General features: G+C 46.0%; 13 protein-coding genes. 3 read left to right on the forward strand and 10 right to left on the reverse strand.

Annotation, left to right across the window (positions count from 1 at the left end):
- Window positions 1-5: 5 nt before the first annotated feature.
- Together KDW99_RS14085 and KDW99_RS14090 are read right to left on the reverse strand one after the other, a co-directional pair.
- Window positions 6-668, reverse strand: a complete 663-nt coding sequence (locus KDW99_RS14085; protein WP_255825612.1) for a CoA transferase subunit B — start codon at window positions 666-668, stop codon at window positions 6-8.
- A gap of 16 nt (window positions 669-684) precedes the next feature.
- Window positions 685-1,389 (reverse strand): CoA transferase subunit A, encoded by a 705-nt coding sequence (locus tag KDW99_RS14090; RefSeq protein ID WP_255825613.1) that lies wholly within the window; start codon window positions 1,387-1,389, stop codon window positions 685-687.
- 128 nt (window positions 1,390-1,517) lie between these two features.
- Between KDW99_RS14090 and KDW99_RS14095 the strand changes: the two genes are divergently transcribed.
- Window positions 1,518-2,417, forward strand: coding sequence for a LysR family transcriptional regulator (locus KDW99_RS14095; protein WP_255825614.1), 900 nt, complete (start codon window positions 1,518-1,520; stop codon window positions 2,415-2,417).
- Window positions 2,418-2,567: 150 nt separating this feature from the next.
- Entirely contained in the window at window positions 2,568-3,356 is a 789-nt protein-coding gene (locus KDW99_RS14100) for a cyclase family protein (RefSeq protein WP_255825615.1), read from the forward strand.
- Between the two features lie 61 nt (window positions 3,357-3,417).
- On the opposite strand, the gene KDW99_RS14105 is transcribed toward KDW99_RS14100, so the two are convergent.
- The 8 genes from KDW99_RS14105 to KDW99_RS14140 form a co-directional block, all read right to left on the reverse strand.
- The gene (locus KDW99_RS14105) at window positions 3,418-4,404 is read right to left on the reverse strand and encodes a fumarylacetoacetate hydrolase family protein (protein WP_255825616.1); all 987 of its coding nucleotides are present in this window, start codon (window positions 4,402-4,404) and stop codon (window positions 3,418-3,420) included.
- 89 nt (window positions 4,405-4,493) lie between these two features.
- Complete coding sequence (locus KDW99_RS14110; RefSeq protein ID WP_255825617.1) at window positions 4,494-5,624, reverse strand: FAD-dependent oxidoreductase; 1,131 nt, start codon at window positions 5,622-5,624, stop codon at window positions 4,494-4,496.
- Between the two features lie 76 nt (window positions 5,625-5,700).
- Window positions 5,701-8,118: an efflux RND transporter permease subunit gene (locus KDW99_RS14115; protein WP_255825618.1), complete on the reverse strand. Its 2,418-nt coding sequence runs from the start codon at window positions 8,116-8,118 to the stop codon at window positions 5,701-5,703.
- Window positions 8,115-9,248 (reverse strand): WD40/YVTN/BNR-like repeat-containing protein, encoded by a 1,134-nt coding sequence (locus KDW99_RS14120; RefSeq protein ID WP_255825620.1) that lies wholly within the window; start codon window positions 9,246-9,248, stop codon window positions 8,115-8,117. The genes KDW99_RS14115 and KDW99_RS14120 overlap by 4 nt, the downstream gene beginning before the upstream one ends.
- A 149-nt stretch (window positions 9,249-9,397) precedes the next feature.
- The gene (locus KDW99_RS14125) at window positions 9,398-10,351 is read right to left on the reverse strand and encodes a VOC family protein (RefSeq protein WP_255825622.1); all 954 of its coding nucleotides are present in this window, start codon (window positions 10,349-10,351) and stop codon (window positions 9,398-9,400) included.
- A 21-nt stretch (window positions 10,352-10,372) separates the two neighbouring features.
- On the reverse strand, window positions 10,373-11,545 hold the full coding sequence (locus KDW99_RS14130) for an alpha/beta hydrolase family protein (RefSeq protein ID WP_255825624.1): 1,173 nt from the start codon (window positions 11,543-11,545) through the stop codon (window positions 10,373-10,375).
- 152 nt (window positions 11,546-11,697) lie between these two features.
- The gene (locus KDW99_RS14135) at window positions 11,698-13,059 is read right to left on the reverse strand and encodes a DUF1329 domain-containing protein (protein WP_255825626.1); all 1,362 of its coding nucleotides are present in this window, start codon (window positions 13,057-13,059) and stop codon (window positions 11,698-11,700) included.
- A gap of 17 nt (window positions 13,060-13,076) precedes the next feature.
- A complete protein-coding gene (locus KDW99_RS14140; RefSeq protein ID WP_255825628.1) occupies window positions 13,077-14,699 on the reverse strand; it encodes a DUF1302 domain-containing protein in 1,623 nt (540 codons plus the stop codon).
- 143 nt (window positions 14,700-14,842) lie between these two features.
- Between KDW99_RS14140 and KDW99_RS14145 the strand changes: the two genes are divergently transcribed.
- Entirely contained in the window at window positions 14,843-15,769 is a 927-nt protein-coding gene (locus KDW99_RS14145) for a LysR family transcriptional regulator (RefSeq protein WP_255825630.1), read from the forward strand.
- The last annotated feature ends 19 nt before the right edge of the window (window positions 15,770-15,788 follow it).

The following is a 15,788-nucleotide window of genomic DNA, read 5'->3' on the forward strand; positions in this document are numbered from 1 at the left end:
GATTATTATTTTGAGAAGACCATTTCAGGGACATGATCAGGGACAATCAACTTACCTTGAGTTTTACTTTGAATTTCTTCTACAGAAACACCTGGCGCCCGTTCTTTTAACACAAACGCGCCATTTTCAATTTCTAGCCAAGCTAAATCTGTCAGGACTTTTTTGATACAACCTTTGCCAGTTAGTGGAAGGGAACAATTAGACAAGAGTTTAGATTCGCCATCTTTGGAAGCGTGCGTCATGGTGACGATAATATTCTCGGCACCTGCCACTAAATCCATCGCACCACCCATGCCTTTAATCAGCTTATTGGGGATCATCCAAGATGCAATGTTGCCGTTCACGTCTACTTCAAATGCACCTAATACCGTTAAATCCACATGACCACCACGGATCATCGCAAAGGATTCAGCCGAGGAAAAAATCGATGCTCCTTTAACTGTCGTGACGGTTTGCTTGCCTGCGTTAATCATGTCGGCATCAATGGTTTCTTCCGAAGGAAACTCCCCCATGCCCAGCAAGCCATTTTCTGACTGAAGCATGACTTCCATGCCTTTTGGGATGTAATTGGCGACTAAGGTAGGAATACCAATGCCAAGGTTGACGTAAAAACCGTCTTGTAGCTCTTGAGCAACACGTTGTGCCATTTGCTCTCTAGTAAGTGACATATAAAACCTCTTTTTCTTATTCTGTTGGCTTGACTGTTCTTTTTTCGATGCGTTTTTCGAATGTTCCAAGAACAACTCGATTAACATAAATGCCTGGGGTATGAATTTGTGCGGGGTCAAGCTCGCCGACTTCAACGATCTCTTCTACTTCTACAACGGTAATTTTGCCGGCAGTTGCGGCCAAAGGATTGAAATTCTGCGCGGTATGACGATAAATAACGTTGCCGTAACGGTCTGCTTTCCAGCCTTTAACAATAGCGAAGTCACCAACGATGGCTTCTTCGAGCAAGTATTCGCGGCCATTAAACTCTTTGGTTTCTTTACCTTCGGCGACAGGCGTACCGACACCAGTAGCCGTGTAAAAAGCGGGGATTCCCGCACCACCAGCGCGCATTTTTTCAGCCAAGGTACCTTGTGGTGTTAACTCAACCTCAAGCTCACCATTCAACAACTGCTTTTCGAACAAGGCGTTTTCGCCAACATAAGACGACACCATTTTGCGCACCTGCTTGTCTTCCAGCAAAATGCCCAAGCCAAAACCGTCCACACCACAGTTATTCGACACAACAGTTAAACCTTTTGTGCCTTTGCGTTTAATTTCAGCAATCAAGTTTTCTGGGATACCACACAGACCAAAACCACCTGCAAGCACCGTCATATTATCTTCTAGCCCGATCATGGCTTCTTCATAAGAAGCGACGACTTTGTCAAAACCGGCCATTTTATTCTCCTGTTTTTTTATTCTTAATTTCCCTTCAGTTTGACCCAAGCAGATAAATTAATTAAATTTGTTTTTTCTATTTATTAATAAGTTTTTCAAAATAATAATCATAAGAGAAGTATTCTTAAATGAACGTCAAACAAGTAAAAGCCTTCCTCGCAGTCGCCGAGTCCATGAGTTTTGCCAGTGCGGCCACACAATTACACTTGTCACAACCTGCGCTGAGCCTGTCAATTAAAAGCCTAGAGGATAATTTGGGTGGGAAATTATTCACTCGTACGACACGTCATATCGCCTTAACTCCAGAAGGAGAAGCTCTAGTGCCTATAGCGAGACGATTGTTGGCCCAATGGGAAAATGCCGAAGACGAGATGAAGCAACGCTTTGCTTTGCAGCTTGGCAAAATTACCATTGCCTCCATGCCTTCTTTTGCTGCGTCATTGCTGCCAAAAGCGATTCGTAATTATCATTCATCGTACCCCAATATTCAGGTCGCCATAGATGATGTCTTATCGGATGTGGTGGTGGAAATGGTGCGTAACAACCAAGTGGAATTAGGCATCTCCTTCGAACCCAGTAATCTTGTGGATTTGTATTTCTATCCCCTTTATGAAGACAGGTTCATCGCGATTTTACCGAAGAATCACCCTTTAGAAGAACAAGACACAATTTCTTGGCAAGCACTTCTGGAATACGATTTCATCACCTTGCAGCGCCCTTCCAGTGTTCGAACCATGATTGAAAGTACACTCCATAAGGCAGGCATAGAACTCAATGTCGCGTTTGATGCTCACCAACTTGCCACTGTGGGGCGCATGGTTAGCGAGGGCATGGGCGTTGCCGTTGTCCCTGCATTGTGCCGACAACAAGCGATTGAACAAGGCGCCACCTGCCGACCAGTCATAGAACCGGAAATTCGCCGACGCGTCGGCGTCATCTGCCAACCCAGATCTAATCTCTCCATCGCGGCAGCGGCCATGCTGGATGTGCTGATGAATACTTATCACTCAAGAAAAAAGTCAAGTTGATTTTATCAACATATTGAGTGGTTATTATCAACTTAACCCAGCAAACACTTTTTACTATGATCGAAGGAGACTAGAACAATAAACAATGCCGCATCTTAAGTGCTAATTAGCCTAGTGATGGCATTGGGATAATTAAGAGGATACATAGCGATGAAGCCATCAAGCACACGACGTATTATCGACCTATCAGTCACACTAGATAATAACCCCTATACCGACCCACCACCGCTTCTGCCCAAGATTGATTACTCCAACCATCAAGAAGGTTGGCCAGAAATGGCAGGCATGTTCCCAGGTTTACAAAAAGAAGACATGCCAGGTAACGAGGGATGGGCATTTGAAAAGTTACAAATGAGCGCTCATAACGGTACTCACATGGATGCACCTTGGCATTATGCGTCTACCACTGACGGTGGCAAACTCGCTTATGGCATTGACAAATTACCGTTAGATTGGTGCTTACAACCGGGAGTGAAACTGGATTTCCGCAACTTTCCTGATGGCCATATCATTACCGCCGCTGAAGTCGAAGCTGAGTTAAAACGCATCAATCACGACCTTCAACCCCTTGATATTATACTGATCAATACCCGTGCAGGAGCCATATACGGCGAAGCCGGTTATCTGGAAGCAGGGGTCGGTATGGGACGAGAAGCCACTATGTATTTATTAGAACGTGGTGTTCGAGTCGTGGGGACGGATGCTTGGAGCTGGGATGCACCATTCAAATACACTCGTGAGAAATTCGCAGAGTCAGGCGATGCATCCATCATCTGGGAAGGACATAAAGTAGGCCGCGACATTGGATATGGGCAAATGGAAAAACTATCTAATTTAGAAAGCTTACCCGCCAATGGTTTTATGGTGTCTTGTTTCCCTTACAAGATCAAAAACGGCTCCGCAGGCTTTGTCCGCGCTGTCGCTATTTTTGATGAATAACCTTTTTCGATGACACACAGAATAGAATGCTCACTTAGGAGCATTCTATTTCTTCTTAACGTCAACAGTTATTAGCAACAATTTTTTGTTCGATCACACCAAATGGGCCATCGCGGCCATCATCGAATCTTGCTTGCATACGCACCCTGTCACCAAAACGCATAAACTGGGTTTTGATCTCACCAAGGTCGATTTTTTCGATTACTCGGCGCTCAGAAATACACGCCGAACCCGCTTCGCGCGCAGCATTAGACACGGTTCCAGAACCTAAAATACAACCCGCACTCAAGCGACGGCTATGCGCTGCATGGGCGATTAATTGTGGAAATGAAAAGCCCATTTCACGGCCATGGGGCTCACCAAAGCGCTGACCATTCCAGGCTACATGCAAACTCATATTGACTCGGCCATTGGCCCAGCTTTCCCCCAATTCATCTGGTGTCACCGCAACAGGGGCGAAGCTTGAAGAAGGCTTGGCTTGTAAAAAGCCAAAACCCGAATGCATTTCACGTGCACCTAGGGCACGTAAACTCCAATCGTTAATCTGCACGATAAGACGAATCGCCTGTTCCGCTTCTTCCACAGAAGCCGACATAGGTACTTCTGCCATCACTACCCCGAACTCCCCTTCAAAGTCGATACCATCGGTTTCATTGGGCATCACCACATCCGCATTGGGGCCGATGAAGTCATCACTTGCTCCCTGATACATCAATGGAATCGTGTCGAAATCCGCAATGGGATCCACATTAAAAGCTTGTTCCATTAATTTACCGTGATTCAAAAATGCCGAAGCATCCAACCACTGAGGGCTTCTAGGCAAGGGTGCGAGGCACACCGTCGGGTCAAAAGCAAAGGCAAAATCGACTTGACCTTCATTTAGCAAGTTATACAAAGCTTGTAGATCTGCTACTTTTTCCTGCCAATTTTGCACAGCTGATAATAAGTTAGGCGCAATAACAGTGGCATCGACAGCCTTGGTTAAATCTTTTGATACGATAACCAAACGTCCATCTAACGTGTCGTTGGGCAGTGTTGCGAATTTCATTTCCTCATCCCCTAAATTGATTAATTTGTTTACAAAAAAATGGCAGCGATCGGTCAATAGAGACCTCACGCTGCCCAATAAGGTGAAGGTTAAATCGGCTGAGCAAGTGCTATATTTGATTCCATCATAATCTTTGAATGCTCAGCTTTATCGCCGTCATTGATTTCGATGTGGCACAAGCGTGCGGAATTCTCCACCACCATACGACAGCGCTCCCAACGACGCTCGTGGAATTTGTCCAATGCAACTGCAAGGTCATCATTACCCGCCAGCTCATCCGCTAAGACAATACCGCTTTCAATGCCAATACCAGCACCAGATGCCAGATGTGGTGTGGTCGCCGCGACGGTATCACCAATCATGAGCAAACGACCTCGATTCCAAGGCATTTTAACTAACAAATTGGCTAATGGACGATAATCAATATTGGCCTCTTCAGCCAACGCATGGGGGATCAGTGATTGTACAATCGGGTTGGGGAAATTTTTCATCAGGCCAGCCAATACCTGTGGCCAAGTCGCTTTGTCGATGTGTTCTTTGACCGGACGGTCTTCCGTGATAAACATGTACATGAGCGTATCGGATACTGGATTCAACCCCAGTTTTAAATGATGTCCTATCCACATAGTAAGGCGATTGATTTCGGCGTGGCGAGGCATAATAGCGCGCCAAACACCTTGGCCAATGTATTCAGGTTCAGGTATTTCCGGGAAAAATTCTTTTCTTAGCTGAGAGTGCACACCATCAGCGCCAATAACCAAATCGTATGAACGAGTAGAACCGTCAGTAAATGTGACCACGGCACCGTCATCTGTCATATCAATAGTTGTATAGGAACAACCAAGACGCACATCCACACCCGCCTCAAGGGTAGCCGCCGACATAATACGTGCTAGCGTCGGACGAAAAATACCACCACTGCCCCCTACGTTTGAACCGACTGGGCTAGGTGTGGGAATTTCCACCAACAAAGGGCCATGGGGCAAATGCATGGCAACACCATCGGTAACACTGCCTTTTTCAACCACTTGCTCATACAAGCCAAGGTCTTCTAATGCACGCATTGAAGCCCCATGGATGGTAATCCCTGCTCCCAGCTCACACCATTCTGGGTCGATTTCAACGAGGTCTACTTCAATACCGTGACGACGCAGCTTGATCGCTGCCGCCATACCGGAGAAACCACCACCAATGACTAAAACCTTTTTAACTGCGGCCATTTACTCTACTCCTCAATTCTTATTTTTAACTATTGTTTGTTAGAGACCTTTGCGCGACTACCGCGCTTTGTTTTATTTATAACGCTGCCTCTTTTTCTACCTCTAACTCCTCAGTTACCTTTTCAGATATGAACTTTGGCTTAAGCAGAAAATGCGCTAGCGCTGGCAAGAGAACCAAGGCACCAAGCATGTTCCAAATGAACATGAAGGCCAGCAACAACCCCATATCCGCCTGAAACTTAATAGGACTAGCGACCCAAGTGATCACCCCCACAGACAAGGTAACTCCGGTTAACATCACCACCTTGCCAGTGAAATTCAATGCTCTTAAATAAGATTGGGAAAGTGTGTTGCCGAGGCGTAGGCCGACTAACGTAATCGACAAAATATACAGGGCGTAATCAATGCCAATGCCCACCCCCAACGCGATCACAGGTAAGGTCGCGACCTTAACCCCCATGCCGAGCACTACCATCAATGCTTCCGCCATCACGGAAGTCAGCATCAGCGGCACAATGGCAACAATGACAGCCTTAATGGACCTAAAGGTAATCAGAGATAACAAGGCAACCGCCCCGTACACAAGGAACAACATCTGATACCAAGCTTCTTTCACAGAAATATTGGTGGCTGCTTGAATACCTGCAGATCCAGCCGCCAATAAGAATTGCACTTGATCATCATTGTTTGCTTGAGCAAACGCGGCTACATGATCCACCACGCCTGTCAAGGTGTCCGCTTTATGATCTTTTAGATAGACATAGACAGTGAGTAAATTACAGCTGTTGTTATAAAGACCGCGAGGCGCGCCCGCTGTGATGTAATTCAACATGCTTTGATTAGGCAAAAACTCGTACCACTTGGGGTTACCCTCATTTAAACCAGAGAGCACACGGCGGGATAACAAGGCTAGAGAATCCGTGGTTTCAACCCCTGGCAATTGACGTAACTGCCACTCCAGAGCATCGACTTTATTCAACGTAGAATACTGTGAACATTCTCCATCTGGGGTTTTCACCATGATGGCCAATACATCACTGGACGCTCCGTAATGATCATTCATAAAGGCAACATCGAGATTATAACGGCTGTCTTGGCGTAATTCTGGTGCCCCCGGATCCAAGTCACCAATTTTCAAATGACTACTGATAATAAGCGCACCAACCGCCAAAACCACACCAGCTGCAAGCGATACGATGGCCCACTTACGTTGGGTAAATTGATCTAAGACCCCCCATATCAGCGGAATCCTTTTGCTTTCAGTTGGCGTTATGTCGTTCACTACACTGCGTTTAGCCGCGCGTGCGCTAACCCCAATATATGACAACATAATGGGTAACAGAATTAGGTTGGTAAAAATCAACACAGCTACACCAATAGACGCGGCGATGGCTAATTCTTGAATCACTTGAATATCGATGACCAGCAGTACTGCAAAGCCAACCGCATCAGCGAGAAGTGCTGTTAAACCTGCTAAAAAGAGACGCCGGAAGGTAAATCGAGCGGCTACTAATTTATCAAAGCCACGACCAACATCCTGCATAATACCGTTCATTTTTTGTGCGCCATGGCTCATACCAATGGCAAACACCAAAAACGGTACCAAAATGGAATATGGGTCCAGTACATAGCCCAGAATTGACAATAACCCTAGTTGCCACACCACGGCCAACAACGAGGCAAACACCACTAATGATGTAGACCGAGTACAGCGCGTGTACCAAAAAACCATAATCGTCGCGATCACAACCGCTATGGCAAAAAAGGACAGTACCGACTCAACCCCTTCGATCAAGTCCCCCATAATCTTGGTAAAGCCTGTAATGTGAATTTCCACCCCTTTGGATTCGTACTTCGTTCGTAGCGCTTCCAAAAGGGCGGAATATTGCGCGTAATCTAGCGTTTTACCGGTCGCATCCTGCCCTAACAAAGGCATATACACGATAGACGACTGACCATCTGCAGCGACCAGTTGGCCAATTTGACCAGATCGCACCACATTGGTTTTGAGCTTTTGCAAACTCTCAGGTGAGCCATCGAAGTTTTCTGGGATGACAGGGCCACCATCTAGGCCTTCTTCGGTCACCCCAATCCAGCGAGTGGAAGGCGTCCATAGGGATTTCATTTGCACACGGTCAACCCCCGGCATCAGAAACACCTCATCACTCAATTGACGCAATGTTTCCATATACTCAGCGGTATAAATGCTCCCTTTCGGATTAACCACCGCAATCCTAAGGGCATTACCCAGTCCGGTTAGCTCATCTTCGTAGGTCAAATAGTTTTGTATGTACGCCTGATGGGTTGGCAGTGTTTTTTCAAAGCTGGCATTGATGGTTAGCTTGGTAGCTTGCCACCCCAATACAAGGGTTATCAATGTGCAGATGACAATAACGACCATACGATAGTTAAATAGCACACGTTCAATTAAGGAGCCAGATTTGGGATCGAATCGATCCTCAGGTGAAACGGTATTAGGTGATGAATGCTTCATTTAGAATTCCCTCTATCAACAGCCCCATAAACAGCACTATCAGCAGTCCTCGCAACAGCAGGAAGGTCAACAGTAAAGGGGCCAGACATACTCAGCGCCAGCAATTTATCCCCAGCTATTTCTAAGATCTCCGTTAACGGTGGCAACGGAGGAATAGGTAACGGCGCTAGATGATCCGATGACGCTTCCATGATGAAGCCCGCTTGATTGACCATCACCAGTTGACCATTGGCAAGCAGAGTTGAGGCGGTAATATTGGCTGAGATAGGGTTACTTAGTTGCACCCAAGATTCGCCATCATCCTGGCTCAAAAAGCTATTGCCTCTTAGGCCTGCCAAAAAAATCTGTCCATCAGCTAAAAATTGTGCGGTGAAAAAACTCCCCTCATAAGGGGTTTCAATTAGATCAAAAGAAAGTCCTTTATCATGGGACAGAGCAACAAAACCCCTCTCGCCAGCAATAAGGATCTGATCGCCCTGTTTTTGAATACTATACAAGTGCGAACCAAAATCATTCGGTAGGCGCGACATCCAAGGCAACCAAGTTGCACCACCATCCACACTTTCAAGTGCTAACCCATAGGCCCCTACGACGACTAGATGCTCTGCGTCCATCACCAACAGATCTAAAAAAGGCTTATCTGGGCCGTCCTCCAGCAAATATTGCGCCCTGCGCAGTGCTTCCTCATCCTGATCCTGTTTGGCTTGGCGTAATAAAATCCCCCCTAACATGCGACCATTTAAACGAAGTTCCCAGTCCTGACCGCCATTCACAGTGCGCAACACAGTTCCACCATGACCGATAATATAACCAACCTGCTCATCAAAAAATTGCACGCCAGTGAAAGTGACGCTCACAGGCGATTTGATTTGTTGCCACGAGTGAGCGCCGTCATTAGAGCGTAAAATGAATCCCCGCTCCCCCACGGCGATGATATCTTGTCCTACTAGGTCAGCATCCAGTAGTGCAGAGTGAGCACCTAATACAGATCTGGTTGCTGGGCGGTCTATCGCGTCATCAACGGTCGCGGCAACCCCCTTTATAGCGAATAAAGACGACACCAAGACAACGCAGATCAGACGTTTAATCACCGCAGCCTTAACTGAGTTTCTTAAACTTTTATTCGACATGTTTTCTATCCACTGTATTTATTGTTATGTAGTGGTTGCCCGATGCCCTGCTTCTCTCTAAAAGAGCGCTTCTCTCTAAGAGAGTGCATCGGGCTTTCTACCTACTAAATCTCAAATAGGACTATTTGTTGAGATATATTTCTATACGGTTATTCGTATGCGCCCTTGGCCGTTGTTCCTTTGCCCGGCGCCCATTTATCGCGGTAACGCATTAAAAACGCTTGGGACGTGTCCGCTCCCATTTGAGCGACACGAGGGGAGCTGTTTTCGTCGAGCAGATCCATATCCGCATCCATTTCAATCAAGCATGAAAATGGGCTGTTGAAATACCAGAACCAATTTGAGCCAAAAATGTGACGCCCTGGCCCCCAAAAGGGTTGATGCCCTTTTTCGACGAAACGTGCGCCATTTTGCATCACCTCTGTTGGCCCCCCAAAATGGAAGGTAAAATGATCTACACCATGCATAAATGGCGGCGCACCAATTAAAAAATGTGTGTGGTGATCAAGTGTGCCACCAGGTTGTAGGAACGGCCCTGCTCCTTCAAAACGGTCAGTGCAACGAAAACCTAAACGCTCCACATAAAACGCTTCGGCCTTAACCGGATCTGGGACAAAATAAACGATATGAGACAAGGTGCGAGGACGAATTTGCTCTTTATCTACCTGTATCGCTCTGTGATTAACAGGGCGTTGGAGAGGAGAGCCGGGAACATTGGAGATTTCACCGGCTAAATCCAGCGTTTTGCGTGCCGTGACTTTAAAACCGATCCCGAAACCTGAATCATCGGTAGATTCAATAGAACCATCCGCCAGTGTAAGTACCTCCCGATCTTTACCAAGCTCTTCTTTAATGGCTTCAACCGTCGCCTGATCGGCCACGCCCATAACGGTTTTGCGCATCATGCAGCCATTACCAATGCTGGCGGGAAGGCTTTCATCTGAGGCATGCGCTAAAACCACCGCCGTACCATCTAATGCCTCAAAACGGCCACCTGTTTCTGTTACATCAACAGGCAATAAACCATAATCCGTTAAAAATGCAGCACACGACGCCACATCCTCAACACCAAAAACAATCGTCTCTAAACCTAGTATCTTCATTATGTGTTCCTCTCTACGAAATTAAGCGGTGTGAGCGTTTAGCGTTTCTGCGACCCAGTCAGCAATGTAAGCGCCCGCATTGGTGGAGTTATCACAGCTTGAGTGCTGTACCCCACCTTCTCGTTCAGTAAAGACCTTCAGCTCACGTTTAGGGCTATTCACCAATTCTTCATAGGTGCGATGCGCCCACTTCAATGGAATTTGTGAATCTTGTTCACCATGGGTCACCAAGAATGGAACTTTGACACGATCTAGCACGCCATCTAGATGGACCTGTTCCGCAATCTCCATAAACTCATCAATATCCTTAGCTCCCCACACCCAACACACGTGCTTCCAATAATGAGGAACAGGAAAGTTGCCTTCTTTTTCTAGGCGGCGTTTTTGAACATCTCGCCAATCATGGTTTGCGCCCCAAACCACGCCACAAGCGAGTCTTGGCTCGAATGCCACTGCTCTTGGCGCAAAGTATCCCCCTAGGGATATGCCTTCCATACCAATTCGCTTGGCATCAATTTCTTCACGTGTTTCTAACCAATCCACCACACGACTCGCCCAATGCTCCGCATCAAAGCGAGCAGTCAGTCCGTGCAAACGAATCGCTTCACCCGTGCCTGGCTGATCGACAATCAACGACGAGACACCACGTTTCGCCAACAACTCAGGCAAGCCACCGCGATATATCATTTCTTTTGTGGAATCCAAGCCATTCACCATAACTAAAACCGGCGCTTTACCTTCAACGTCTTCTGCACGTACGCCCTCTGCTCGCACATACAAAGCAGACAAATGCTTGCCTTCATAAGGAATTTCCACACGCTCACAGTTTGCTTTTGCTAACTGCAAACTGCGGGCAAAAATCGTCAAAAAGTGCTGGTATAATTCCATTCGCCCCGGCGCACCATGCCCTTGTAAACGTTCTGCGGTACAGTAGTAAGTCGATGCTCGAGCGTATTTATCCCCCGCAGAAAGCAAACGGCCATTGCCTTCATCTTCTTTCGCCAGTTCACATAATTTATCTGCCATGAGCTCCCAGCTTTTACGAAAAGCTTCCGACGCTTCGGCGTCCTTGGTTTTGGCCGCTTCTTTTAGGGGCGCGCACATTTCGTCGATTTCTCCCATACAAGCCCCCATGTCCAAGGCGATATTAATGGCAAGATCCCAAGGGTAATTCGTGGGAAAGTAACTAAACATAAGTTCTCCAAAATCCAATATTTAAGACTCAACAAACTGAGCATCTGGTTAACAAACACCTTTATGATGCAAAAAAACCTGCATCGAAAAACAAACTCACCCAAGGGGAAGGGCTCACCTGCTCTCGATGCAATTAACAACAGAATAAAATGCTATCGAACTCCCTGACGTGATAATCCTTGCCCAGTGAAGATACTGGTCGGGAAGCGCTCAACTGGACGGTTATGGAACGCTTTATCATTCATTACAGCCCCCACAAATCCTTCACCAGATAACAGATTGTAAAAGCCAAATGTTTGAGGAATCGTGCCGGGGAATTCAGGCATCACATAGTTGAACTGAAATAAGGTCTTCCAGAGGTTACCCTTAGAATCCCAGCGATCCCCTAAAGCCGCCTGCCAAGTATCTTCGTCTATGTAATATTTACTGCGCACAGCTTGATGACGTTTACCCTCTGCTAATGTCGCTTCCACTTCCCATACGCGGTGCAACTCCCAGCGCACGGTATCTGGATTTAAGTGATTTCCGGTGATGATTTGATCGTCACTATATTGAAGGAAGCGATTTTCGTTGTACGGAATCAACATTTCCTTTTTGCCAATAAGCTTCCAATCGAACATTTCCGTGGTAAGAGAAAAGACCCTTAGCTCATCGAACGACATCAAACCCGCTGTGGCTGGGGCAGGTGTATCACAACACGCATTTGGCAAACGTCGCACACGACGCTGGCCAGTCAGATAGACATAAGCTCGGCTAGCATCACCGTCTAAGTTAGAGCGGCCAACAAGACGCTCTCCGGCACGAATTGGCGGGCCATAGTTTTCAAGGTTCACATCCCAAAAATAACCATCAAAGTCTTCCGCAGATCCCTCGGTAAAGTAGTAAGGAGATTGCTCTTTCAGCAAGCCATCGGTGGTTAATACCACGTTACCACTGGCAGTAATCTGGTATTGGTTAATGGCTGTTTCCCAACTTACTCCGCGCCAAGAAAGACGATGGTTGTCAATCACTTCTAAGCCGGTTTTAGGAATGGGGAAAGGAATGCCTCCGTAAGCGCCTTTAATATCGTGGCCGTCTAAAGTTGCTTTCAAAGCATTTTGCTGTGTGAAGTTGTACACCCAATCTGGTGCAGTCGCGGTACGGTGAGTTGGATACACATCAAGATGATAGGTATCGGGGTATTTTTGCAACATGGCTTTTACGCCGTCAGATAACTTATCAGCGTATTGATCCATATTGGCGGCGGTAACCGTATACAAAGGCTTTTCGTCGGCAAATGGATCAAGCCGTTTCCCCCCCAATACTTCCCCCGGAATAGGATCGTTGTAACCACCAGTCCACGCCGGGATAGAACCGTCCGCATTACCTGCTTTTTCAGCGCCCAAAGGCGTTAAATCTGCGCCCAATCGAGCCGCTTCTTCAAGACTAACCGCAGCATAGCCATTCACACTAGCTAGGCTCACCAGAGCTGTTACTATCCCAATACTTAAAGTGTGTTTTTTATTCTTATACATCGCAATTCTCCCAAAAGTTAAAAGGTGGTGCTAATTGAAGCGGAGATGAAATCCCGATCTTTTAGCGATTGCTTGTAAGTTGCATTATTTCCATTATTGCTATCGCTTTCATTGAGTATCCCTTCATCTCCTAAATATTTGATATAGTTCAAAGATCCATTCCAACGATTCAAATACACAGCATTTATACCAATGTTGATATCACCACCATCGTCCACACCAAACGAAGACCCTAATGCAGAAGATTTCCCCCATGTATGACCAATACCAATCGAAGGACTGAGATCCACACCATCAAACACCTGACGATAAGTTGGGCTGTAAACCATTTTCAAACCAATAGCAGATTTGTCTGCATTGGGATTGAGCATACTTTCATTTTCGGTGGTTTTAACACGAGTATTCCAAGCAATCTCACCAACAAAAGTGGACTCTTCAGATAGGAAATTGGGACCTAAAAGTGCCAACCAAGAAATTTGAGCATGAGCGGTTTCACCAATCGCGTAGCCAGGATTGTCATCGTTATCATATTGCACGCCTACCCTTGTTATCGTTTGGGTAGTACTGTCTAAAGGGGCATTTTTGCGATATGAGACTTCACCAGCTAAACTCCAGATCCCAATCGTTTTTGCCACACTGGCACCATAGGCTTCGATACCTTTGGCATAAGCCCATTTGTATTGGCTAGGCTGAAAAGTAGAATCAAGAATGGTGTAAAGGTTACTTGGCGAACTAGAGTCAAAACGAATCGCATACAAACCAAAATCCGCATCAAGATCGTAATCACTCCATTTTAATTGCAGACCGTATTGACCAGAATCAGAGCCTTCCTCGTCAGTCGTGTGAGTAAAGCTTGCTGGACCAGAAAGAATTTGCTCCCCTTCTAAGGTATCCCCTGTAGAAAGATAAGAACCTGCGGGTAGAAAACGAGATTTTTCCCACTCATACCCCATATAAGCCCCGAAAGAAGCTATTTCAGAAATGGGTATATCAAACGATACTTTGCCTGTTGGGCGCATTGTTTCTTTAAAGGTAGAATTAGGAACAGATGACAACTTCACTACATCAACAGGGCCTTGGCCTCCAGCAATACCATTCGCGCCGAAGAATAAGCTCTCGCCCCATAACAAACTATGACGCCCTATACGAACAGTCCCTTCCATGCCATCCATCACAGGAAATCTGCCGTAAACAAAGGCATCAAGAATTTCAGCATCTCCCCCCATGATTTCTTTGGTGGCATCTGAAAACTCATTAGCAGGGCTATGGTTTGAAGTGATGCTAGTATTGTCCGTATCATGGTGGTACACATCGTCATGCCACGCTGCACCACTAATACGAATCCCATAATCTTTATAAGACAAGTCAAATTCAGAAAAGAGATCTAGACGGTTCGATACCAGCCCTTTACCAAAGTTGTTATCGCCATCGTTAAAGTTATCCGCTTCACTTCCTTCTGTTAAACCTGAGGAAGCCTCTTGTGTACGAAAAGCAGTACTGTATTTAACCGTGTTGTCCAGACTTGCTCTCAAGTCAGAATGACCAGTTTCAATATTAAATGCATATGCGGAGCTTGCGCCTGAGGCAATTGCTAAGACAATTACCTTCAGCCGAAATGGCGTCGAGTTTATTGTTTTCACTTGTTCTTCCTCTCAAATATTATTTTTATATTTCCAGAACAAGCTCAATATAAATGACGATAACCTTTCAGGAAAAACCTTTAAACCGAATCAACCTTTCGATACTATCGAATGATAAAAAATAAAAATTCTGGAGATGCGCAATGCGTTTTAAGAAACTTGACCTAAATTTGCTCGTCGCTTTGGACACTCTGTTGGCGGAAAAAAGCATTACTAAAGGGGCTCAGCAGCTAAACATGAGCCCATCGGCTCTCAGCAACTCGTTATCAAGATTAAGAGAGTATTTTAATGATGACTTGCTAACGCAAATCGGTCGTCGAATGGTGATCACGCCGTTGGGCGAAAGTTTACAAGTTTCTGTGCGAAACGCGCTCTACAACATCGAAAGTACCATTTTGATGCAGCCTAGCTTTGATCCTCAATCCACAGAGCGAATTTTCAGCTTTTTTTGCTCCGATTACACACAAACGGTGCTCGCTCCCCACGTACTAGAATTGATTGGCAAACATAAAAGCACGGCACGTTTCCAGTTTTTAGGTCAGTTAAACCCACCGCCATATGAACAACTGGAACAAGGTCTAGTCGACTTAATCATCATCCCCGAGGAATTCACCTCTGACGATCACCCCAGTGAAGTGCTCTACGAAGAAGAGTTTGTTTGCGTTGTTTGGGATGGCAGTGAGCTGGCTAGGTCAGAACTTACGCAAGAGAAATACGTGGAAGCAGGCCATGTTTTAATGCGTCCGACGGGGGCAGATAGAGGAGATTTTTTCGAAACGACCTTTACGTCCAAGTACAATATAAAAAGGCGATCCATCGCCACCACCTTTAGCTTCACATCCTTACCAGCATTGGTGATTGGTTCGGAAAACATTGCCACCATTCATGCTAGATTGGCAGCCAAAATGACCAAAGTCTGGCCGTTAAAAATCATGCCTTTACCCTTCGACATCCCCCCAATGAAGGAGTGTCTACAATGGCATCAATATCGCAACAATGACGAAGGTCTTATCTGGCTTCGTAACACAATAAAGCAAGCTGTGATTAATATGGATTCAAAGCCAACTTAAAGTACCTCAGCACTACTCG

The sequence above is a fragment of the Marinomonas rhizomae genome (assembly GCF_024397855.1).
Classification (GTDB): Bacteria; Pseudomonadota; Gammaproteobacteria; order Pseudomonadales; family Marinomonadaceae; genus Marinomonas; species Marinomonas rhizomae_A.